This window comes from Mariniflexile fucanivorans (assembly GCF_004341235.1).
Lineage (GTDB): Bacteria > Bacteroidota > Bacteroidia > Flavobacteriales > Flavobacteriaceae > Mariniflexile > Mariniflexile fucanivorans.
Window position 1 is genome coordinate 324,499 of sequence record NZ_SLUP01000003.1, and the last position, 22,851, is coordinate 347,349.

The 22,851-nt window shown below is 33.6% G+C and carries 15 protein-coding genes; 6 read left to right on the forward strand and 9 right to left on the reverse strand.

Annotation, left to right across the window (positions count from 1 at the left end):
- Positions 1 to 81: 81 nt before the first annotated feature.
- The 6 genes from EV196_RS07995 (at position 82) to EV196_RS08020 (ending at position 7,736) form a co-directional block, all read left to right on the forward strand.
- Positions 82 to 837 (forward strand): hypothetical protein, encoded by a 756-nt coding sequence (locus tag EV196_RS07995; protein WP_132217134.1) that lies wholly within the window; start codon positions 82 to 84, stop codon positions 835 to 837.
- 64 nt (positions 838 to 901) lie between these two features.
- Positions 902 to 2,746 (forward strand): FAD-dependent oxidoreductase, encoded by a 1,845-nt coding sequence (locus EV196_RS08000; RefSeq protein WP_243652207.1) that lies wholly within the window; start codon positions 902 to 904, stop codon positions 2,744 to 2,746.
- Between the two features lie 25 nt (positions 2,747 to 2,771).
- Positions 2,772 to 4,502 (forward strand): sodium:solute symporter family transporter, encoded by a 1,731-nt coding sequence (locus EV196_RS08005; protein WP_132217136.1) that lies wholly within the window; start codon positions 2,772 to 2,774, stop codon positions 4,500 to 4,502.
- A 96-nt stretch (positions 4,503 to 4,598) separates the two neighbouring features.
- Positions 4,599 to 5,465: an SMP-30/gluconolactonase/LRE family protein gene (locus EV196_RS08010; protein ID WP_165876125.1), complete on the forward strand. Its 867-nt coding sequence runs from the start codon at positions 4,599 to 4,601 to the stop codon at positions 5,463 to 5,465.
- A gap of 187 nt (positions 5,466 to 5,652) precedes the next feature.
- Positions 5,653 to 6,495: a DUF6602 domain-containing protein gene (locus EV196_RS08015; RefSeq protein WP_132217140.1), complete on the forward strand. Its 843-nt coding sequence runs from the start codon at positions 5,653 to 5,655 to the stop codon at positions 6,493 to 6,495.
- A 158-nt stretch (positions 6,496 to 6,653) separates the two neighbouring features.
- Positions 6,654 to 7,736, forward strand: coding sequence for a PDDEXK family nuclease (locus EV196_RS08020; RefSeq protein ID WP_132217142.1), 1,083 nt, complete (start codon positions 6,654 to 6,656; stop codon positions 7,734 to 7,736).
- Between the two features lie 92 nt (positions 7,737 to 7,828).
- Here the strand turns inward: EV196_RS08020 and EV196_RS08025 are convergent, their stop codons facing one another.
- From EV196_RS08025 to EV196_RS08065, 9 genes are all read right to left on the reverse strand, one after another.
- On the reverse strand, positions 7,829 to 8,758 hold the full coding sequence (locus tag EV196_RS08025; RefSeq protein ID WP_132217144.1) for a family 16 glycosylhydrolase: 930 nt from the start codon (positions 8,756 to 8,758) through the stop codon (positions 7,829 to 7,831).
- A gap of 87 nt (positions 8,759 to 8,845) precedes the next feature.
- A complete protein-coding gene (locus EV196_RS08030; RefSeq protein WP_132217146.1) occupies positions 8,846 to 10,414 on the reverse strand; it encodes a T9SS type A sorting domain-containing protein in 1,569 nt (522 codons plus the stop codon).
- Between the two features lie 31 nt (positions 10,415 to 10,445).
- The gene (locus EV196_RS08035; RefSeq protein WP_165876126.1) at positions 10,446 to 12,716 is read right to left on the reverse strand and encodes a beta-galactosidase; all 2,271 of its coding nucleotides are present in this window, start codon (positions 12,714 to 12,716) and stop codon (positions 10,446 to 10,448) included.
- A 336-nt stretch (positions 12,717 to 13,052) separates the two neighbouring features.
- Positions 13,053 to 13,823, reverse strand: coding sequence for an HpcH/HpaI aldolase family protein (locus EV196_RS08040; RefSeq protein ID WP_132217150.1), 771 nt, complete (start codon positions 13,821 to 13,823; stop codon positions 13,053 to 13,055).
- Positions 13,824 to 13,946: 123 nt separating this feature from the next.
- Positions 13,947 to 15,938, reverse strand: coding sequence for a glycoside hydrolase family 127 protein (locus tag EV196_RS08045; protein WP_132217152.1), 1,992 nt, complete (start codon positions 15,936 to 15,938; stop codon positions 13,947 to 13,949).
- 33 nt (positions 15,939 to 15,971) lie between these two features.
- A complete protein-coding gene (locus tag EV196_RS08050) occupies positions 15,972 to 17,465 on the reverse strand; it encodes a family 16 glycosylhydrolase (RefSeq protein ID WP_132217154.1) in 1,494 nt (497 codons plus the stop codon).
- A 9-nt stretch (positions 17,466 to 17,474) separates the two neighbouring features.
- Positions 17,475 to 19,040 carry an MFS transporter gene (locus EV196_RS08055; RefSeq protein WP_132217156.1) on the reverse strand — a complete coding sequence of 522 codons (1,566 nt, stop codon included), beginning with the start codon at positions 19,038 to 19,040 and terminating at the stop codon, positions 17,475 to 17,477.
- A gap of 40 nt (positions 19,041 to 19,080) precedes the next feature.
- Entirely contained in the window at positions 19,081 to 20,979 is a 1,899-nt protein-coding gene (locus EV196_RS08060) for an FG-GAP repeat domain-containing protein (protein WP_132217158.1), read from the reverse strand.
- A gap of 33 nt (positions 20,980 to 21,012) precedes the next feature.
- The gene (locus EV196_RS08065) at positions 21,013 to 22,848 is read right to left on the reverse strand and encodes a metallophosphoesterase family protein (protein WP_132217160.1); all 1,836 of its coding nucleotides are present in this window, start codon (positions 22,846 to 22,848) and stop codon (positions 21,013 to 21,015) included.
- Positions 22,849 to 22,851: the final 3 nt, after the last annotated feature.

Here is a 22,851-nt window from a genome sequence, read left to right on the forward strand (position 1 = left end):
AGTATTTTACTTCTTTGATTTTACTTCATTTGTATATCAAGGATTAATAATTCAATTGTAACTTATTGATATTTAAAATAAATGGTAAGAAATAAATCATTAAAAACTTTTAAAGCTGTTTTATCACTTCTTATACTTCCTTCTTTTTTTTTTGCACAAACAAATGAGTCTGAAAAACCACCAGAAAGTGTTCAGTCTAATTTCTCATTAAACTATGATTCAAATAAATCTGATGATTTTAATAGTGGAGTAATAGATACTATAAAATGGACATTTAGAACTCAAGGCGGAGCAAGATTTAATACGATTGATGAAGTAAATTGGCATAAGGGAAAAAATATTACATTCGGAAATATAGATACCCAAACAGGTGCTACATATGTTTCAATAAAATCAGCAGTTTTAGAAAAACCAGATCACGATAGCGATGGATTAGCATCTAAATTTTCTACCAAATATGGTTTTTATATTCTTAAATTTAAATTATCTGGTCTTGTTACTGGAGTTGCTGACAGGACTACACATAATCCAGCGGTTTGGTCGGGATGGAAAAATTTTTCTGACTTAGAATATAGATCAATTAATCGAGATGAAAACGGGAAATTACCTCGTGGGACTAAAGATCAAGAACCCTATGAATGGATGGAAGTAGATTTTATGGAAGTTTATGATAATGTTCCTTCATGGAAATCACTCACACTTACACATGATAAAGTTATTTCAAATGACAAACCCTCTAGAGTTCGAGGCAAACAATACGTTATTGATGAACCTGATTTAACCACTTCGTCTTCAAAGTGGCAAATCATTGGATTCGAACTGACACCTGAGATATAGACCACTTTTTATATTATCCATTTAAAAAATATACAAGACATTCCTAAAATTAAAATAGATTAAATTGAATAAAATAATAGACTTAACAGATAGATCATCAGATCAATGGTTTCAATTAGGAACTGGAAAAATGGGTACACCTATTCGCGAAAAAACACTAGATTTTGATGTGGCCGTATTAGGTGGTGGAATGGCAGGTATTTGTGCCGCAGTAGCTGCAGCTCGAAACGGATCAAAAGTCGTTTTAGTACAAGACCGTCCTGTACTTGGTGGCAATGCTTCGAGTGAAATTAGAGTTATTGTTCATGGAGTAACTAAACTAAAAAGCGGTTTACCGGAACGTGAAACTGGCATTATTGAAGAAATCCTGTTGCTAAACAGATTTTATAACGAACAACATTCCTTTACGGTTTGGGATCATGTACTATATGATTTGGTTACTCGTGAACCGAATATTACTTTGATGATGAACACCCAAGCAGTTAAAGGAGTAACATCAGACTCGAAGATAATATCTGCCATTTGTTGGCAATTATCTACGGAATCTGTGATTACAATTAATGCGGAATTATTTATTGATTGTTCTGGAGATGGCCTTTTAGCTGCTACTTCAGGAGCTTTATACAGAACTGGAAGAGAAGCATCATCCGAATTTGGAGAAAAATATGCTCCTAAAGAAGCCGATGGTTGGCAAATGGGTGCCACAATCCTATTATCTTCTAAAAACATGGGGAAACCTACAACTTATAAAGCACCTCCTTTTGCTATTAAATTTGACGCAGAAAACACACATCCAGACAGACGGATTTTACCTTTTGTTGAAGGATTTTGGTGGGTTGAAGTCGGAAGTCAAAACGACATCATTGGAACTTCCGAAACGGACAGACACCGACTTATGGGTTATGCATACGGTGTTTGGGACCACGTTAAAAATTCTGGATTATACCCTGAAGCTGATAGTTTTTCGTTGGACTGGGTGGGTTCATTACCCGGAAGAAGAGAATCCCGAAGATTTATTGGCGATTATATTCTGTCCGAACCAGACCAATTAGGATTTAAGGATTTTGAAGATGCCGTTGCTTTTGGTGGATGGCCTTTAGACGAACACAACCCAGGAGGTATTGAAAATTTAGCAGAACCACCTAGTTTCTGGCACGAGCATTTTGATAAAGTTTATCAAATTCCTTTTGGGTCACTTTATTCTAAAAATGTATCAAACTTACTTTTTGCAGGACGGAATGTGAGTCAAACTCATGTTGCCTTATCCTCCTCTCGTGTTATGGGAACTTGCGCTACTATGGGGCAAGCCGTAGGAACTGCCGCGGCACTGTGCATAAAAAAGAAAATAACGCCTAGGGAACTAAGAAATAATTACATCAAAGAATTACAAGAACAGTTACTAAGAGATGATGCGTTTATTCCACAAAGACCAGCAAACGATTCTTTTAATTTAGCTAAAAATGCAGATAAAATTTATGCTTCATCCACAAAATCTGGTGATGTAAAATATCTAACCGATGGTGTTTCAAGAGATGAAAATGGTGAGGTTCATCATTGGCAATCTAAGGGGCTTTCGGCAGATTTAACTTTTGAATGGAGTCAACCCATTTCGCTTTCAAAGATTGAAATAAAATGTGACACTAATGTTAAGAAAAACATTATGATGTTGAAAAACACACGTGAAAACGAAGCTTACACTACTGTTATCCCACCAGAATTACTTAAATCTTTAGAACTTAATATAATGGTTGAAGGTGAATGGATAAACAAAGGAAATCTTCAGGACAATCAAAAACGATTAATAAAATTTCATTTTGACAAAACTCTTATCAGTGCTTTCAAATTAACTTTTAAAGAAACTTATGGTGCAGACGATGTTAAATTATTTGAAGTGCGATGTTATGAATAAACAATTTTAACTAATAAGATTCAAAATGCAAACAGCAGATTACATAGTAATAATACTCTACATATTAGGTGTAGTTGGAGCAGGCATGCTATTTGCCGGTAAAATGAAGAGTTCCAAAGACATGTTCGCTGCTGGTGGACAATCTCCTTGGTGGGTTTCAGGATTATCCGGTTTTATGACTATTTTTTCAGCTGGCACCTTTGTTGTCTGGGGAGGTATCGCATATCAATATGGTTTTGTGGCAGTAGTTATCAATATGTGTTACGGTGTTTCCGCCCTGTTAGTAGGTTGGTTTTTAGCTGGCTATTGGCGTAAACTAGGAGTTAATTCTGCATCTGAATTTTTGCAATTGCGCTTCGGCGGTTCGATAGTTCAATTCTATACATGGTTTCAAGGTACTGTAGGTATATTTGCTGTTGGTGGTGCTATTTACGCCCTTTCAAAAATAGTTTGTGCTCTTATACCATTGCCGGAAGCACATTTATTGGTAGATCCAGAAACGGGCTTGCTTTCTGTACCCTTTACGTCAGTTACATTATGTTTAGTTGTTATCTTAATAGCTTTTTCTGGTGGATTATGGGCGGTTTTAATGACCGACGTATTACAGTTTGTAATTCTCGTTGTTTCAGTGGTCTTCGTAGTGCCATTAATTTTAAGTGTGGCGGGAGGTTTTACTAATTTTATAGATAAGGTGCCAGAGGGATTTATGTCACCTACGTCGTCCGATTTCACGTGGTGGTTTCTGGCAGGTTGGGTAATAATTCACTTTTTTAAAATAGGTGGTGAATGGGCCTTTGTTCAACGCTACACCTGTGTTCCAAAAGCAAAGGATGCTAAGAAAGCAGCGTTCATTTTTGGAACTATGTATCTTATTAGTCCTGTTTTTTGGATGCTACCAGCTTTAGTATACCGCACCATTAATCCGGGTCAAGATATGGAACAAGCTTATATTTTAGCATGTAATTTAGTGCTTCCTGCCGGTATGATGGGGCTAATGGTTGCGGCTATGGCTTCTGCTACTGCTAGTGCAGCAACTTCACAACTGAATGTATTTGCAGGGGCGTTTACAACAGAAGTGTATCAGCGTATATTTAATAAAGAAGCCTCAGATAAACAACTCGTAGCAGCAGGTCGTGTTTTTACTGTTATATTAGGCTGTATTGTAATCGCTGGGTCGTTATTAATTCCTCGATATGGTTACACCAAATTTATAATTGACCTAACAACCTTATTAACTGGACCTTTAGTATTACCAACAATTTGGGGTTTATTTTCTAAAAAAATTGGCATTAAAGCCGTTTGGGGAACTACGCTTTTAGGATTTGCCGCAGCGGCAATTGTTAAATTCGGATTAACCGCTGATGGTTTCTTAACAGAAATTGCGTTTTTACAACCACTTTCCGAATGGGTAATAACGAATATGAGAATAGCAGATTTATCGTCTGGAATTTTAGTGCCTTTTATTGTTCTAGTCATTCTTGAATTGATCGAAAAAGGCGAACACCCAAGGTGGCAATACATAAAGGATTCAAAAGCAAATTTTCAAGAGACCGAAATATTGGAATCATCAACAATGCCCGCTAAAATGGTAATGGTAACCTTAGCCATAATTGGACTGATGATGCTCGTATTAGCATTAATTGATCAAGAAGAAATGACAACTTTAATTAGTTTTTCATTGATTCTGTTTTTAATTTCAGGTATATTATATTTTATATTAAGAAGTAATAACAAACAACTTCATACAAATAACTAACACATGATATTTACAAAAAGAACATCCAAAATTTTATTGTTAACAATCGTCATTCAGACATCATGTTTTTCATTCCAAAATAAAGATTCAATTAGCTTGAAACAAATAATTTATCCCGATAATATTATCTTTAATGCACCAGGGCAAAACCCCGAAGGCATTACATTTAATGCTAAAACAAATGTTTTCTATTTAAGTGCCATCAACCAAAATCCTTCTATCATAACTGTAGATTTTAATGGTAATGTCAATACATTTTCAAACGACAAAGATGAAACTTCAAGAGCTAGTTTCGGTTTAAAGACCGATATAAAAAACAACCGACTGTTGGCTTGCCTTAATGGGCCGAAAATTGGAAACCTAAATATTTACAATCTTAATAGTGGCGAGTTGGAACACATTATCAATCTTTCATCCTTACTTCCTGAAAAAGAAAATTATCAAATAAATGATTTGATTGTGGATAATAACAATAGTATTTATGTTACCGGTAGATTGGAAGATGCTATTTATAAAATTGACAAAGATTTGAATCCTAGCGTATTTTTTCAAAAGGATGAATACACGAAACCAAATGGTATTGTTTATCATCCTGACGGGTTTTTATTAGTATCGTACAGCCATCAAAATTCTAGTTTAGTAAAAATCCCCATTAATAACCCTGAAGCTGCAGAAATAGTGCTTATTAATAATTTTGATTTTAAAGGTTTTGATGGCATACTTTTAAATGAAAAAGGTCGTTTGGTTGGTGTTACATTTTCGCCTGATGCCGATGGGAATCATGCCGTAATAGAATTAAAAAGCGATGACAATTGGAAAACTGCCAGTATTTCAAACTCCAAAAAAACCAAAAAGAGCACTACTATTACTCAAATAAAACCCAATGTTTACTACGTTATTAATCAAGATTGGAAAGATAGAAATGCGGAAAACTGGACTTTAGAAAAGGTTGCGTTTGATTAAAAACATTATCCCGTAAAGTAAAAATACCTATTTGGAAACCTTTGTTTTTTAAAATACTCTGTAAGAAAAAATAATTATCTTTACGGGATAAGGACAACAAAAAAGGTGTCATATCCAGACATATTTAAGGAATATGAACGATAAAAGCAACTATATAAAATGTTAGCCACAAGCTGAAAATATAAAAATGGCAAATAGAATATTTCAAGCATTATTAAACGAAAAAATTGAAATCTTTAAGAATTCATTAAGTAATACAGCTACGGAAATTTATTTCAACGAAGACAATAAGTTGATACATTCTTTAGAATATGGAATTTATCGTGAAAATGCTTGCAAAGATTTTATCAAATTTATAATCCCTTCAAAATTTAGCATTGACGACGGATTTTTAATAAACACTAATGACAGAGTTAGTACCCAATGCGATATTGTGATTTATGATTCAAATCACACCCCCCTTTTTGAAAGTGGTAAAAAACAGCGTTTTTTTCCAATGGAAACCGTAATCGCAATCGGAGAAGTCAAATCGACTTTGTCCAAACAGGATTTCAAAAATGCTATAAACAAACTTTCTAAAATAAAAACTCTAAGAACAGAAATCGAAAACCCTTCAGTTATCTATAGAAGAACTGATAATCAATTTAAAAACTACGAACATCCATCAGACCAAATATTTACTTTTCTAATATGCAAAAAGTTAGATTTTAATTTAAAAGATTTAGACTTTGATAATTATTATGACAAAGACTTAAAATATAGAGATAGACATAATATAATTTTGAGTATTGATGATGGGATTTTTCTATATAAACATACGGTTAATGAAAAATTATTGACTTGGCATTATCCAAACTCTCAAGGATTAGATTTAAAAAATAGATTTGTCAATCCTGGAGATGGAGGACAAAATCATTTCGGAATATTCAGCAGTCATTTATTTATGGCAACACAAGACGCTTCCATATTTTACCCTGAATTTTCTAAATATTCTCAACAGACTATGGGAACTATAGTTGATGAGGAATAAAGCCAGTGGCCGTGTAAAAAACATTGCTTATTTTAGTTCAACCGTAGGTCGTTGCTTTGTTTACTAGCTTCTGATATTCCTTGGGAAAATCCTCGCACACAAACACGCAACTTTCCTTATAAATCAAAGTTAAGTGTCATTTAAATAAAAATCGTAATTTGAAAGAATATCCACATATACTTTACCCTCAAATCGAAATTGTTGAGAAAAATTTAATCGATTTCACAAACAGTAAAACTGGATTTACTGAAAGTTATTTTGAACAAAAATTGGCAAAGTATTTCAAATCACATATACTAAAAAATGTTGTGATAAATGATGGAAAAAAATATCCATATCAACCAGATTATGTGTTTCATTATCCTGAAAAGAATTTATATATTGATATCGAAATTGATGAACCATACTCATATTACAGCAAAAAACCAATCCATATAAACGACAATAAAAGAAATGAATACTTCCTTCAAAAAGGTTGGAGTATAATACGTTTTTCAGAATTGCAAATAACAAAATACCCAGAACTTTGCTGTAAAGTCATATCAGAACATATTCGAAATTTAACAGGCGAAAATATTTGGATTGAAGGCTTTCACGAATTGGATAACCTTAACATAATTAAAGCCTGGAATTTTCTAGAAGCAAATAAAATGGCTACAAATTCTTATCGACAAACGTATTTAAAATTTTTAAAGGAGATTAAAGAAAAGAAAGCAAGTATAAATATTATCGCAGACGGAATTTTTTTAAATAAAGAAATACAAGAAACTAAACAAATTTTAGAATCTGAAAGCAGTATTCAAGAATTTAATCAATCGGCAAAAACATCAATTTTTTCAAAGTTATTAGTTCAGAAATTTGCTGGATACTTTAAAAATAATGAAACCTTCGATAATAAAATTTACATTGAATTTACAATCTACATTTCAAATCATCACAGTTTTTACAATTTTTCCTTTGATACAGATTTCATTGAGATGGAAAATTATATCATAAACATTTATTTTGTAAGAACAAATGAAATCATTTGTTTTGAAATTTTTGAAAAAATTAAAGCCGAAAACTTAAAACAAGTAGTACTAATTGCTGATGACCCAGCATATCCCTCCTTTCTTAAAACAGTTAATAAAACTGAAATTGTATTAGTTAAAAAATATAGAGAAAGTTTTATGCCAAATGACTTTAGATATTTAACAATTGATAGTTTAATTGAAAATTCACTTGAGATTGAATACAAATAAAAACGCCAACTAACACGCCTTTAAAACAAATAGAAACAAGATTTTAGAAAGAAATCACACCTCCTTCTAAATTTGGTGGTGGTTCCGGATAACTAGATTTTCTCCCAAACCCGCACATAATCCACATACATGGTAGTAGGCATCCCAGGTAATTTAGCTGAAGCTTTAGGGCTTGTTTCAGGGTTTATAGCATTGTTTCTGTTGTTGAAAAATTCAACAAAAGGCTTTCTTAATCCCAATGAAAGCGTCACATTCATAGGGCGTTTCCAGTAAATATTTGGTTTTCTTCCAACTTCTACTCCATCAACATACCAGATAATTTCCTGCTCGTTAACTTCACATCCATAGATATGAAAATCTTTTGTAGGGTCCCATGGCGCTCGCCATTTATTCAATTGTTCATTTGGATATTTTTTAGGTCGCCTCCAATCCCCCTTTCCGTTTTGCTTTACTACGGCATGTAGATTTAAATCCAAATCTTGAATGTCGTCTTGATGCCCTTCATACCAGTCAAATTGTTGTAATTCTACTATATCAATTTCACCGTAAACCGTTTCACCCTCTCCAACAGAATAATCAAAATTACTATATAACCAAAATGAAGGACAAACCCCTTCTCGAATATCGGTGCCTTTAATTTTAGCTTCAAAATAACCGTAAGTAAACGTATGATACGATTTTAATATCCCAGATTTAAAATAGGTTTCTCCATCCGGAGCATTGTTGGGGTTTTGCCGCATGGTTAATTCGGCAATGCCATTATTAATTTTTACATTTTCTGAATTGTCCCATTTCCAAGCTGTGGTGTTTGGAAGATTTCCTGTTTTAATCCATTTCTTCCAATCAGGCTTTGAATCATTAAATTCATCAGAAGCATTCCATTTGATGGTCCACTTATCCGAGGAATTAGTTGTTTTCGTTGGATTTTGTCCATATACAAACCCGAATATTGAGATGTAAAATATAGAAAAGTAGATTAATTTCGTGTATTTCGAAATACGTTTTTGTGTTAGTGTTTTCATCTTATAGTCATTAAAATGTATTGTTTGATTGCAATCTAATACTTAATAAAGTAGTACTTTTCAACTCAGCCTTTTTTTATGAAAGCGTTAGTTAACAATTAATTTTCTACTTACAACCTTATAATCAATTTGAATTTTTACGAGGTAAATACCCTTTACTAATTTCAATTGAGATGGATTTATATGAATTTCTGATTTCTGAATATATTTATTTGATAACACGTTTTTGCCCAATACATTATAAATGTCTACGGCTACGTTTGATACTTCTGGAATATCAATTGTTAAAATTCCGTCTTCATTACTAATTGGATTCGGATACATTTTCAAATTGTTAACACTATCATAAGAATCAACTGATAATGGTGGACAATTATTTGTGTTTACCTGATTATCATCTCTTGATATAACTAATGAAACAGACCAATTAAAACCTGTTGCTTTATTCATAAGCTCAGTTGAAGTTGGGACATTTACGCTATAATATCCGTTACCTGTAGCACCTCCAGTGGTACTTGCACGATAAAGTAATGGGGCAATTGAGGGTCCAAGATGATATGTTTCCATATCGGGAATAGGATTAGGTCTTAAAATAGCTGGATTCATTCTTAATACACATGGCACCCATGGATGTACTCCTTGTTTTACCTGCGCATCTGTACCATAACTGGTGGTAACATCTGTTATTCTTGAATCTGGATCGAAGGTTCCAATGGTGCTTAAATAAGCCTTATCAATACGTACCGCCGCCATACAACCAGTCGCTTGAATTTTTTGTACATCAACCCATCCATTTGTGGCATCCCACGGTTGCAGCATCACTGCTGCATTTCCTTCGGTACATTTAATATTATATCCTGAAATCTCAGACATTTTTGCAACACTTAGTGGAATAGCTCCTCCAGAGGCACTAACGTCATCGCTTTCAAGACGAAGTGTTACACCACCACGTAAGGATGTTAAATCTTTAAACAGCAACCGTTCTCCGGTTCGTACCTGAACAACACCATAACCGCCATGGGCATTTATACTGGTTAAATTTTTTATTAAACCTTTAACTGGTCCTGTCCAAATGTCGTTTCTCTTACTAGCAGAACAATTTAGAGCCGCATGAATGGTGCCGTTATCATCTATATAACAATCGGCCACCATAAAATTTTCAGCTTCTTTTACGTTGAAGGGTGTAATCCTGGTTTCTTTCGCTAAATGGGTTAAATCTATTTTAAATTGACCGCTTAAGGCTCTAATGCTCACGTTACTTGATTTTACCGAGGTATATCCAATACGAAAAACAGATAAATTAGGAAGACTATTAACGTCCGCCGTTTCATATGGTTTAACTACTGCTAAAGCATCAAACATTAAATGCACATTAGAGCGCAATCGGATTTCATTAAATTCCCAAGTTCCAGCAGAAATCGTAATAACACCACCTCCAAGACCAGTTAGGTAATCTATAGCAGTTTGTAATGTAGTAGAATCGTCTCCCACATTATTAACCAAGGTTATTCTTTGTGCTGGAGGAAAACTAGCCGAATCATCAGTAAAAAAATCACTTTCTACTCTATCGACTGGAAACATTGAAGGTGCATCAGGTTGGGCAAACCCCAAGTTTATCAAAAATAAAAATAATGCTGTGATTGTAGTTTTTTTCATGACTTTAAAATTTAATAGTAATTGATACTATTTATTTTTCGTTTTTTACTTCAACAAATAATACTTCGTATGGTTTTAATGTTGGTTGAGAACTTATTGAAATACCGTTCAACAAATCGAAACAAGTTGTCTCATTTTTTGAGTTTCTAAATTGAATATTCAAAGTCGCATTTGTTTTTCCCAAATTAATAATGGAAAGCACGTTGTTTCCTTTTTCATTCTTTACACATTTCCATGTACAACCATTTATATCGGTTTCGTTTTCTTCTATAATTGTAATTTCAGGGACATTATTTTTTTGTTCCACAATTTGTAATGCTTTCAATTTCATGTCTTCTAATAAATCGACGATAATTAAAGTCCCTTTACTTTGAGTTAAATCTGGTAAAGCAATACCGTATTCATTAAATTTCAAACTCACTTTATCAACTATTACTATTCCGCCTTTATCTAAATAACTTTGAAGTTGTTCTAATTCGTCCTGTGTTACCTGTTCTGTTTTTTGAACCAGCACAACATCCCAGTTTGATGGGTCTTGCTTAGCTATAATATTTTTTGTTGCAAAGCCCAACGGAATGCCTTCAAAATTTAATGACTCATAGAGCTCAAATAAATCGTCCATGTACTCGCCTTTATTATATGCAGACGTTTTTGAATAAAAAATTCGAATCGGTTTGCGTTGATTTTGCATCGCTGCTATTTCTTCGCTATATGAATTTAAATCCATGATAGTAGCGTGCAGTTCATTCGTAACACGGGGTTGCTGATTGTTTGACCCACCGTAAGCATTATCACTAAAGTTTTCTTTTAAGGAGCCATCAGCTTTTCGTGGCCAATACCAAGTTTGTGAAGCATTCATACCCAAAATAGTTGCTGCCCAATAAACGGCGCGAGCATATTTTGGATTCATATACAAGTCTCGTGTATGACTAGTACTTAATAAATGGCTTTCTGAATTAAAATTTATTTGATTTGGCTGTACAGATTTCAAGAAATCGTAGCCCAAAAACAATTCTCTCCAACCAAAAATATAGTCATCTTCCCACCCCATTTTTCCGTTACGTGTGTAATTATAATGTGCAGCAATGTCGTTTCCATTTATTTCACTTAACTCTGCGAGCGCTTCTAAATCAATTCCAGTGCATGGGTCGTTGTCGGTAAAAAAGGAAGGCATAATTTTTAATTGCGATTTTGCACTCGGATCATATTTTCTAATTTCACTTTTCATCCAAGTAAACCATTCCAATACACGCGCGTCGTTAAACGTACTCCAATCATACCATTGCGGCGTTCCTTGAAGAGCTACATCTATTGGATTTTCAATAGTTACTTCATTAAACGATGTATAATTTGTTTTCCAAATTTTATTTAAATTGGCTATGGAACTGTGTTTTTCTTTTAACCAAGCTTTAAATTTTTCTATAGTATAACTACTCACTTCACTATTATACCAAACTTTTTTATTGCCATTTTTATAATTAATCCAACGCGGTTCATTACAAAGCATATAACCCAAATCCGTGTATTTATTTCCGGCCATTTTCGGAACGGTTTCTTTTATTAAAAAAGACATCATTTCTTTGGCTCCCGGATTATCAATATCATAATCAAAAAAAGGAGGCCCTTGAAACTTGGTAAAACCGTCGCCATATTTGGTTGTTGCCCATTTTGGAACCCCTTTATTATTGATAAAAACAAAACCAGGGGTTACACTTGGTTTGCTATTTAAATTACTCAGAATATTTTCGTTTACTTCTCCTGATGCATTTATTATTTGTGCGGGAGAAATATAAAAACCGTCTAAACTTCCATAAAACTCTTCTAATTTTTTTGTTTCAGGTTTCCAAGTATAATCTGCTAAAAATACAGGACGGTTGTTAAATGTAATTTGTGCTTTCTCTACATTCACTTTTTTCCAATCAACATTCGGAATTTCTTTTCTATTTACTTTTCCGTCTTTTAAAAGTGTGATGTATTCAATGGCTTCATCTAACATTTTAATGACATCAGTCCGCTCAAAATTCGGGAGTTCGGTTGCCGTTTCAGTAGCTTTATCTTTATAATTACTAACTAGTTTAAATAACTCGGTATTCATTGAAACGTTTTTCTCATCCCAATTTGCGAACTCTAAAAAAACTTCGGCTGTGCGAACCGTCATTTTCTCTTTTAAAACATCTTTACCTTGTTTCTCTACTTTTGAAATTAGTGTATTTAAGGTTTTGATTTTAGCTTGCGCCAATTTTTCTTGTGTTTGTGCATTGCCAAAACCCACAAATAAAACTGTGATTATTATTAATAACACTTTATATTTTAAACGAACAAGCATATTCTCTATTTATTTACTAAAAATTTTCTGCTGAATAATTTATTTCCATCTTGAATGGTAACGGTGTAAATTCTGTTGGATAAATCTGGACTTAAATCTAAAGCAAACAATTTTGGATTAATTTGCTATACATCGCTCTGATTTTAAAATACTTGACCGTTTAAGTTCGTTATTATAATATCAAAATTATTGGTCATACCATTATTATGAATTTAAATATGAACAAAACTTACCAAATACCAATTAAAATTTATCTAATTACAATTCTAATTGATTTCACATGCTTAATACTTGAATTATAAAAAAATAAATTTAAACCGCTAAACAGTCTAGAGATTGTGCGTTCACCTTTTCTACAATACCTTTACAGGCATCATAAAAAATACCGACATCCACCGCGTAAGAAATATATTTAACACCAAGATCTATCCACTGTTTGGCAGATTCTGGACTTTCTACAAATGTACCTACTACTTTTCCTAACCGAGATGCCTTTTCTACAATCTCTTTCATTTGCGAAATTACGATTGGATGATTTACTTGCCCGGGTACACCGCAAGACTGAGACATATCGTATGGGCCAATGAAAATAACATCGACACCTTCCACTTTTAGGATTTCATCGATGTTATTAAAGGCTATATTTCCCTCAATGTGGATAATAACGCCCGTGTTTTTGTTTGCGTCACCGAAATAATTCTCCTTAGGCATGGAAGCATAATCTGCGGCTCTAACATATCTACAAACACCCCTAGAACCTTCTGGAAAGAACTTTGCAGCTTTAACCACACGTTTTGCGTCTGAAGCAGTTTCTATTTGAGGCACTTGAACATACGCAGCTCCAATATCCAATGCTTTTGAAATCATGTTTTCATTGATTTCCGGGACTCTAACTACCGGAACAATATTTTTGGCTTGTGCTGCCCTAACATGGTTTTGAATAGTTTGGATAGAATTTGGACCATGCTCTAAATCAATAATTACAAAATCGAAGCCCGCAAATGCAGCTACTTCCACTAAAGCAGGATCGCTTACTTTCATAAACGGTCCTACAACATATTTTTTATTATCAAATAAACCCATCTCCTTTTGTTTATTATTAACATTATAAATCTATTCAGCATTATAGACATATTGAAAAATCACATTTGAAAGCTTTTAAAGGCAGCATATTTTTGGTTTTAAAATGTACAGTCTTTTTATGTTCTAAATATTCCAAACTACCGGCATAAAAACCGTCATTTCAGCTTGGCCTCTATTACTCCACGCGAAATAAGGAACTAACTGTGTTTTATGAGATTTAAAAATTGGTTTTGAAACCGCTTGATACATCTCATCTGTTTTACCTTGCCTTAGTAAAAGCTCTGCATTTACGACGGTAACACCACCTAAAAAATCTGGTTTATGTACAGCTTCTAATAGTACGTTTCCATTTAAATAAATATCTAAAATCCCTGTATCTTTTGGTAAATCTGGTGTTTCAATACAATATACAATAGGGCCTCTTTTAACCGCTACTTGATTGCGTACTTCTTCAATTCTGTTATGACCTTCAATTAATGTGGCTTCCATAGGCATATCTAAAACAATCGTATCACCGGCTTTCCAAATTCTATTGATATGTGCAAAAGTCCCTGGTATCACTTCAACTCCGGTAGCTTCGCCATTTACCTTTAACGTACTTCCTACTGCCCATTTTGGAATTCTAACTTTAATGTCAAATGCAGAATTTTTACATGCATCCACCGTTATTTTAACCAAGCCTTTCCAAGGATATTCGGTGTCTTGTGATAATTTCAACACAGAACCATCCAACATGGTGGTATCTAAATTATTTGAGCCAAATAATACGACGGCAACTCCGTTTTCAGATAGATTATAAGCCCATCCTGAGCTTTTACAAACAGTTCTAACTAAGTTTGGCGGACAGCAAAAACACTCTAAATAAGGTTGTCTTACTGGACTTTCAGTAACATCGGCATGTGAATCATAATTTCTAGAATTATTTACCATTCTTAATGGATTTGAATAGAAATAGTCTTTCCCTTCAATACTTATACCTGATAAACCACTGTTATACAACACCAATTCAATAATATCTGCATATCTGGATTCGTCTTTAATAGCCATCATTCTACTGCTAAACATGGCGTTACATAAGTTTGCGCAGGTTTCGTTATAAGCAGTCATATTTGGCATCATATAGGCGTCTATAAAACCTTCTTCAATCATATCTAAATTGGTAGAAGCGCCGTAATGGGCTTGACCTACCGCACCAGTTACATACATTTTCTTACCTGTAACATTTTCCCATAAGGCGTCTAAAGCATCAAGTAATGCTTTTTCACCAGTTTCGGCATACACATCGGCAGCTCCTGCATAATAATACAAAGCTAAAACGGCATGACCAACGGCTTCTTTAGATTCTCTAAAAGGTGTTCTTTCTTGAACCATATCACCAATTGGATAACCAAGTGTTGTAGAATCATGCTTAATTTCATAAGTTCCTCTTCTGTTGATGAACTTTTCCGCAAGTTTTAAATATTTTTTATCTTTTGTAGTTCTATACAATTCTACCAATCCCATAATTTGAGTTTGGTTAAATCCAAAGCGCTGATAATGTTTTGTGTCAGGCATAAAATAAGCACATAACAAATCGGCCATTTTTACAGCAATGTCTAAAAAATTACGTTGACCAGTAATTCTATAATGAACAGATCCTGCGATAAATAAATGCCCAAAATTGTACATTTCATGGTATTTTCTATTTTCAAAACGGTCTACACCTTCTGTAATTTGAACATGTGTATGAATGTAACCATCTTCTTCTTGAGCGCGTCCAATAACACCAATATATTCATCTAATTCTTTTAATATAGATTCGTTTTTAGTAAGACCGTACACGTACATTTTGGCTTCCATAAATTTATAGAAATCGCCATCATGCCAATAAAATCCTTTATGAACACCTTTCTTTTCTCCCGCCGCAATTTTAAAGTTGTTTAAGCCATGACCGATGTCTCCACATAATAAATCGCCCATATAAGGAAGCATTTTATCTTCTGCAATTTTTACTTTTTCAGCCCAAAATCCTGAATTCCATTTACAGTCTCCAAAATTGATGCTTTTTAACTTTACAAACGGACTCTCAAAATTGTTTGTTATGGCGTTGCTATGTTTGTTTGAACTTGTGCTCATAATAGTATGGTTATAGTGTAATCTTATTTTAATTTATTTTTTTGCTTTTTTTATTGCGATATCATCAATAAAAATTTTCGGAGCTTTATCTTTCGGTAAATCTTCTTTTCTAATTTCTATTTTAAGTTGATCGTTTTTTGCTGAAGCTGCAGTTTTTGAAATGTTGGCCTCAAGAGTTACCCATTGACGTCTAGCTAATTTAGATAAATCTTTAAAAACAATTTCTAGCTTAGGATTTTCAAAGGAAACATATATTTTTTCCGAAATCCTACCTTGATCCAACCATACTTTCATAGAAAAAGTGTAATCACCAGTTCCTATATTTATGGCACCTTCAGGTGTTAAAACAGAAGCTTTTTCAACTTCAAAATTTTCGCCTTTACCGTATCCTGCAAATTGAAGACTCTCCACGCCACTTGCATATTGACCTTCTACTATTGAAAAATATTTAGAAGACCCTTCATCAATTAACCAAAATTTTTGATACGCATTAGCATTAGAATCTTCAGGAACCATGGTTAATGGTCTTGGGACATCTTCAAATAAGATTGGACCTTCAAAACCGTAAAAAGCACGGTCTTTTGCTAGTAAATTATCTGAAGGTTTTTGCCAAACTCTCATGTATTCAATTTCAAAGTCGACTGGTAATTCTTCTTTATGAGGCAGCCCTAACCAAAAGAAAATTTCAGAATCCAACCAAACCTCCATGGGGTTATTAAGTACCCAGTCTAATCCCACATCGTTTTGAGTAAAGTGGTGAACTAATTTATCATCGATAAATAATTTTAAGAAATCTTCGCCCCATTCTGCACCATAAACATGAAATTCATCAGCAGTTCTATAAGGTAAATCTTCAGTATGTTGAAATACATTTGTTGGTCTTTTAGCTGGTGGACTCCAATCGTGAGCCGTAGCTAAATAAGAATTTGCCTTAATGTTTCCCGGTTTTTTGGGGTTACCCATTAATTCATACACATCCAATTCTTGTTCATAACCAATAGCCCAAAATGCACCTGTAATAGCAGCATTTCCTACTTTAGATTTTACTTCCATATACCCGTTTAAAAAACGTTTTTTAGAAATAACACCAGCGGTTGTTACAGGAATCGGTTTTCCTTCATATTCACCATATTTGGCAGTTCCCATGTTTCCATCGGTATATGTTTCTTGAAAAAATGGATAATCAGGCTCCCATGCCGTTCTCAATTTTAATTTCCCATCTTCAACACGTACATTATGCGGCACGAATTGTGAAGGTGCACGCCCTTTCCAAATGTAATAATCGCCATTTTGACCTTCAACAAACCATTTTGTGGTATCTATTGAAGTACCTTCAAATTCATCACTAATTTCGTCATTTAAAACCCAGCCTTCTTTGTTTTCTTGGTCTGAAAACGGATTTAAAGTGCTTTTAATAGTTTGAACCGATTTATCAGTCTTAATTTTTTTTTGGGCATTACAACCAAAAACTACTATTAATGCTAATAGGAGAATGAAATTTGGAACGTGTTTTAATAGATTTGTCATTATAATCAGTTATTTTGTTTTTAATTTTAATTGAATCTCTTCTATCGTTAAATTTTTAGTTTCCGGTAGGTATTTAAAAAGAATTATTAAACCTATAAAAACGATTCCACCATAAAATAAAAATATAGTACTTGCACCCATGGTTGCCAGTTGCCAAGGAAATAAGAACTGTGTTAAAGCACTTATAGTACTAGAAAGCAATGCAAAAAATGGAATGGCAATCCCTCTAACTGAAATAGGGAAAATTTCCGAAAGTAATACCCACATAATTGGTCCAACCGAAAAATGAAATGCTGCGATAAAGCTTAAAATACCAATAAGAATTAAAGTGGCATTAAGTACAGCCGATTTTTGAAGAAAAACACTAGAATTGTCTCTGGCAGAAATATCTCCCATAACTCCTTTTACGGCTTCTTTAAACTCTATATCAGTAGCGAATGACACACCAACTAATGCAGATAATTTATTTACATCTGGGATGTCTTGCATTTCCGCAATAGCTTCTTCAGTTACTTCATATTTTGCAGAACCAAATCCGTAGGCACAAATACCAAGACTTAAAATCACCCAAATTAATCCAGAAATCATCATGGGGCGTCTTCCTAACTTGTCTATTAACACTAATGATAATACAGTAAAAAGGATACTTGTTAATCCTATCCAGATGGCTTGTTGAAATGCTGCTTGCTCTCCTAAACCTAACTGCTCCATTACTGTTGGTGCATAGGTTAAAACAGCGTTGATACCTGTAGATTGTTGCACTATAGCCATTGTAAATGCTACGATTGTAACGATAGTCATCTTTTTACTAAAGATTTCTTTCATCTGACTTCCTACCGATCTATCTTGATTACTTTCTTCAACACTTAGTTTCATTTCTGCAACATGTGCATCAATTTCATTTTCAGGAACAACTTTTGACAATGTACGTTTAGCATCTTCATATTTACCTTTATATATTAACCAAGCTGGACTACGAGGCACAAGATAGAGTAATCCAAACCAAATTAAAGCTGGCACAATTTCAATACCTAACATCCACCTCCAAGTATATTGCTTTAATCCAATAGCAGTTACCCATTCCTCATCAGAATTAGCATTTTGAAGTATCCAATAATTAATAAAATATGCTGCTGTAAGACCAATAACTATGTTAATTTGTGTCATTGACACTAACTTTCCTCGATACTCAGCAGGTGCTATTTCTCCAATATACATAGCTGCTAAAGTAATCGAACTAAATGCTAAACCTCCAAGAAGACGTGCTGCAAATAATGTAACAAAAGAAGGTGCAAAAGCAGAGCCCAACGCGGATATTAAGTACAAAGCAGCAATTACTTTCAAAGTTGCTTTTCGTCCGTATTTGTTACTCGACCAAGCTGCTAATGGTAAAGCAATCAAAACACCTATTCCTGGTCCAAAGCCTAGAGCACCAACTTGCCACTCATTTAAATTGAACTCTGCTGTAATGAATTTGAATGCTCCAGAAATTAAAGCAGCATCAAGCCCAAAGACAAAACCACCCATTGCTACAATGGTAGAGTATTTATAGGCGTTTTTTTTAAAATTGCTCATATTAATTGAATTATTTAGTTGGTTTGTTAGTTGATAAAAATTAGTTCTTATTTCCTATTAAAATTTTAGTGTTCAAAGTGGTGATATTTTTTTCTAGGGTTTCACCATTAGTATAGGTTACTTTTACTTTTACAGCTTCCTTACATCTTCCTAATCCGAAATTCATAAAATTGTTAAGCCCTTGAGAATATTGTGCCCCTGTTGAACCTACTCTTTGAATTTGCTTGTTATTACACGATTTTACTTCAACTATAGCTCCTAAAGCGGTTGCTTTTCCTGAAATAGAATTTCCAACTTCTATCGTTATAAAATTACTATTTCCAACTTCTACCAATTCATTTTTAAACAAGTGCCACAGCCCTCTTTCATTACCTACAACCACATCCATTTTTCCATCTTGATTATAATCGATGGTTTCTACAGCCATTCCTATGGCGCCTAATTCTTTAGAAATAATTTGATGATTGATTAGTTTTTCGAATCCTGATTTTCCTTTATTTAGAAAAATTATGGATTCATTAGTATGAATTAAATCACCTCTTTTTACAATGAGAATATCTTGAAAACCATTGTTGTCAAAATCTGCAATCGTTACCCCTTCATTATTTGATGTTTCAAAAACATGTTGTTCTTTAGTGACATCAACGAATTTTTGCCCTTTATTTTCTAATAAAATATCGCTTAATTCTTCTGGATAATTCTGTTTTGGATACGCTTCTACACCATGAACAATACCTGTTGCTGGTGCCCAAAGATAACCAGCGATTCTCCAGTTTTTATTACCTACATAACCAATGTACCAACCTGTTTTATCTTTAAAATTAGTTTTATCAGGAAATCCAAGAGCATTACTATTCACCAATTTAATATCTTTCCCGGTATGTGTTTCGCCTTCAAAAGTATAATCATAGGATGCTTCACCTATATAATAAGTATCAGCATTTGGCCATTGCGATTGCATATTTTCTAATTTTAAAATATCTCCAACGGGTATTTCAAAATTAAATTCGCCACGTTTTGTAAAAAATCCAAAAGTCTTTGTTTCGTTATCAAAAAAGGTTTCTCCAATTTCAAAACCATTGCCTCTTGTAAAATATAAGTCTAAATCGCCATCGTTATCAAAATCAATTTCCGCGATTCCTGTTACATCTTTAATGTCATAAGGAAGTACTTCTTTTGAAACGTCGGTAAAGGTTAAATCGCCATTGCCTTTATATGCTTTAACATTTCCATTTCCGTACATTACCAAATCGAAAACAGCGTCGTTATTAAAATCAGTAACCAATGTTTTTTGACCATCAGCCTTTACTGCAGGTAGTGTAGAATGAAGGACAAGCTCTCCATTGCCATTGTTTGTATACACATAATTTTCACTTTCGCCATTCTTTTCGGCCCCTGGAAAAGCAAAATTCAACAAATCTAAATCGCCATCGTTATCGCCATCAAAAAACTGCAATGTTCTGCCTCTCATTAACTCTAATGGCACATTAAAATCAGGTAAAGCAATGAACTCTCTACTTTTAGTAACTCTAAAGGTTTTTGAGTTTCTGGCATTGCTACCCGAACCTCCACCACGAGACATTATGACCTCCAAATTTCCATCAAAATCAATATCACCAATAGAAATACCATGTAAATCTCCCATGACAAGATCATAAGGCTTTTCGAATTTACCATTGTTATTCCAACACACTTGAATACCAAAACCGTGGTCGTTTATCAATAAATCTTGATAGCCATCTTTATCTAAATCAGCAACTACAGGAGCATCCCATTTTCTTAAATTCACCTCTTGTCTTGGAAACTCCTTAGTAACCTCGGTAAAATAATCTTTGGAATTGTTAGTCTTTGTTGTCTGTGCATTCCCAAAAGATATGGTAAAACAAATCAGAACAACTGTTATCAATATTGAGATTTGTATTTGTTTATTATTATTCATTTTTACTTCTATTATTTAATTAAACAGGGAGAGTTATAACGTAACATTTAAAACTTTGGGGTTCTTTTTTGCCGAAGGAACTTCAAAAAAGGTTACAGGCGTATTGCCTTCACCAATTTCTATTACATAAGAGCCTAATTCTAATACTTTTGGTTGATAGGTTTTTCCTATTGTTCTAATAGAAGATACGACTTCTTTAGTAGAATTCTTTTTTACTGTAACTACTTGATTTTCTTTAGACAATTTCAAGGTTGGTAATTCAAAAGAAATTTTAGGATTAAAATTATCCATTTGTGAAATTATTATTGGCCAACCAACATATTGTTTTTGGTTAGGATCCATAATATCAACATTTCTTGGCCAACATTCAAAAGTGATGGTTCTGTTGGGTTTATTATATTTTATAACGCCAAATCCTGCTACTCTCGTAGATAATTTGCCACCTTCTTGTTTTTGTTCTTCCGATGGATTCCCTACAGCTTCTACAGTTATTTTATTTTGAAATCCATCTAAAAAGTCACCTGTATAATAGGGTGCATTTTTAGCTTTATTTTTTCCAGGAACTTTAGGGTCCCACCAACGCATCCAATAATTTGCAATCGCAGGCGTAACAAAAGAATAACCTGCATCTCCCCAATCGTCAATACCATGCTTCACAAAAGTGGCTAAATGTTGGTCTCCCCCAATCATTGGTGAAAAACTTTTTCTTATTACCGCCAGTGCTTTATTTCTTCCTGTTTGTGGCCAACCATTCGTGTCAAAATCTGCAATAATTTCACGATCGTGTTTACCAGTATAGTTATTCACCATAGCGAAAACCGTTTGAGTTAATACTGTTTTCATTTCAGCATTTTCCCAATCGGTTGTCCAATCTTCTAAAAACTTTAATTGACGATCACCTAATAATTTCGTTCCCGGAATATCTAATTTTCTGGTGTCGATATTAGGGTCAAAAATGGCGTCTCTTGTGCCATCAGGAAAAATGTCTGGGGCGTATTTAGGTAAATCTAATAACCCCGACTTAAATTTTCTGTCTTCTAAAATAGCAAAACTTAATCCTCCCCATTTTAAATCAGTATAATAAACCCCAATGCCTTGTTCAATTGGAGTTGGATCATACGCATCTGGCAAATGACTAGTTTGTGCTCTTTCTACTTCTTTTACATATTCAGCAGGTCTATAATACCCACCTGATATACCACTTAAAGTTGGAGATATTGTACCTCCATCACCCCAAATATTTCCTTGTCCAACATCATGATCATCAACAATACAAATGGTTGGTGTATTTCTTAATAATTCTCCAAAGTCTGTTCCGAACTTTAACCAATATAAGTAATGTTGACTATGGTCATAAACTTGATCGCCTGAGAAGAAAATTAAATCAGGTTGTAATTTTTTTAAATTATTTACAATATCATCTCTAGATATATCGCCGCCATGTTGCGGATAAACAGAATTACAGGTTAATGCTGCTAAAGTAAAAGTGTCATTCTTAATAGGATTTTTACGAATTATTCCCTCATAAAAAGCTTTGTCATTATGAACTACTCGATATTTTGCTTCTTCGGTATCATCCCAATTTTCAATTCTAAAAAGTGATGTATAGCCAGGATATATAATAGGTGCATCAGCTCTTTTAACCCATTTGCCATTTTCTTCAATTTCTAATGTTGCTTCAAACGGTTCGAAATTGATTATTGGATAAAACTGAACGTTAAGTTTTAATATATTTTCATGAACAGTATAAAGCGAAAAAGCTATTCTATTTTCGGGCATAATGTTTTTTGGTAAAGAAATAAATTCTTGACCTTGAATGTATAAATTACATATTAGTGCTAACGAAATAAATAAAAATTGCTTTTTCATTGT

What these genes read in the sequence shown, in the direction of transcription:
- EV196_RS07995 (WP_132217134.1), top strand. Translation starts at nt 82, where the DNA reads ATGGTAAGAAATAAATCATTAAAAACTTTTAAAGCTGTTTTATCACTT.
- EV196_RS08005 (WP_132217136.1), top strand. Translation starts at nt 2,772, where the DNA reads ATGCAAACAGCAGATTACATAGTAATAATACTCTACATATTAGGTGTA.
- EV196_RS08015 (WP_132217140.1), top strand. Translation starts at nt 5,653, where the DNA reads ATGGCAAATAGAATATTTCAAGCATTATTAAACGAAAAAATTGAAATC.
- EV196_RS08025 (WP_132217144.1), bottom strand. Translation starts at nt 8,758, where the DNA reads ATGAAAACACTAACACAAAAACGTATTTCGAAATACACGAAATTAATC.
- EV196_RS08030 (WP_132217146.1), bottom strand. Translation starts at nt 10,414, where the DNA reads ATGAAAAAAACTACAATCACAGCATTATTTTTATTTTTGATAAACTTG.
- EV196_RS08040 (WP_132217150.1), bottom strand. Translation starts at nt 13,823, where the DNA reads ATGGGTTTATTTGATAATAAAAAATATGTTGTAGGACCGTTTATGAAA.
- EV196_RS08045 (WP_132217152.1), bottom strand. Translation starts at nt 15,938, where the DNA reads ATGAGCACAAGTTCAAACAAACATAGCAACGCCATAACAAACAATTTT.
- EV196_RS08050 (WP_132217154.1), bottom strand. Translation starts at nt 17,465, where the DNA reads ATGACAAATCTATTAAAACACGTTCCAAATTTCATTCTCCTATTAGCA.
- EV196_RS08055 (WP_132217156.1), bottom strand. Translation starts at nt 19,040, where the DNA reads ATGAGCAATTTTAAAAAAAACGCCTATAAATACTCTACCATTGTAGCA.
- EV196_RS08060 (WP_132217158.1), bottom strand. Translation starts at nt 20,979, where the DNA reads ATGAATAATAATAAACAAATACAAATCTCAATATTGATAACAGTTGTT.
- EV196_RS08065 (WP_132217160.1), bottom strand. Translation starts at nt 22,848, where the DNA reads ATGAAAAAGCAATTTTTATTTATTTCGTTAGCACTAATATGTAATTTA.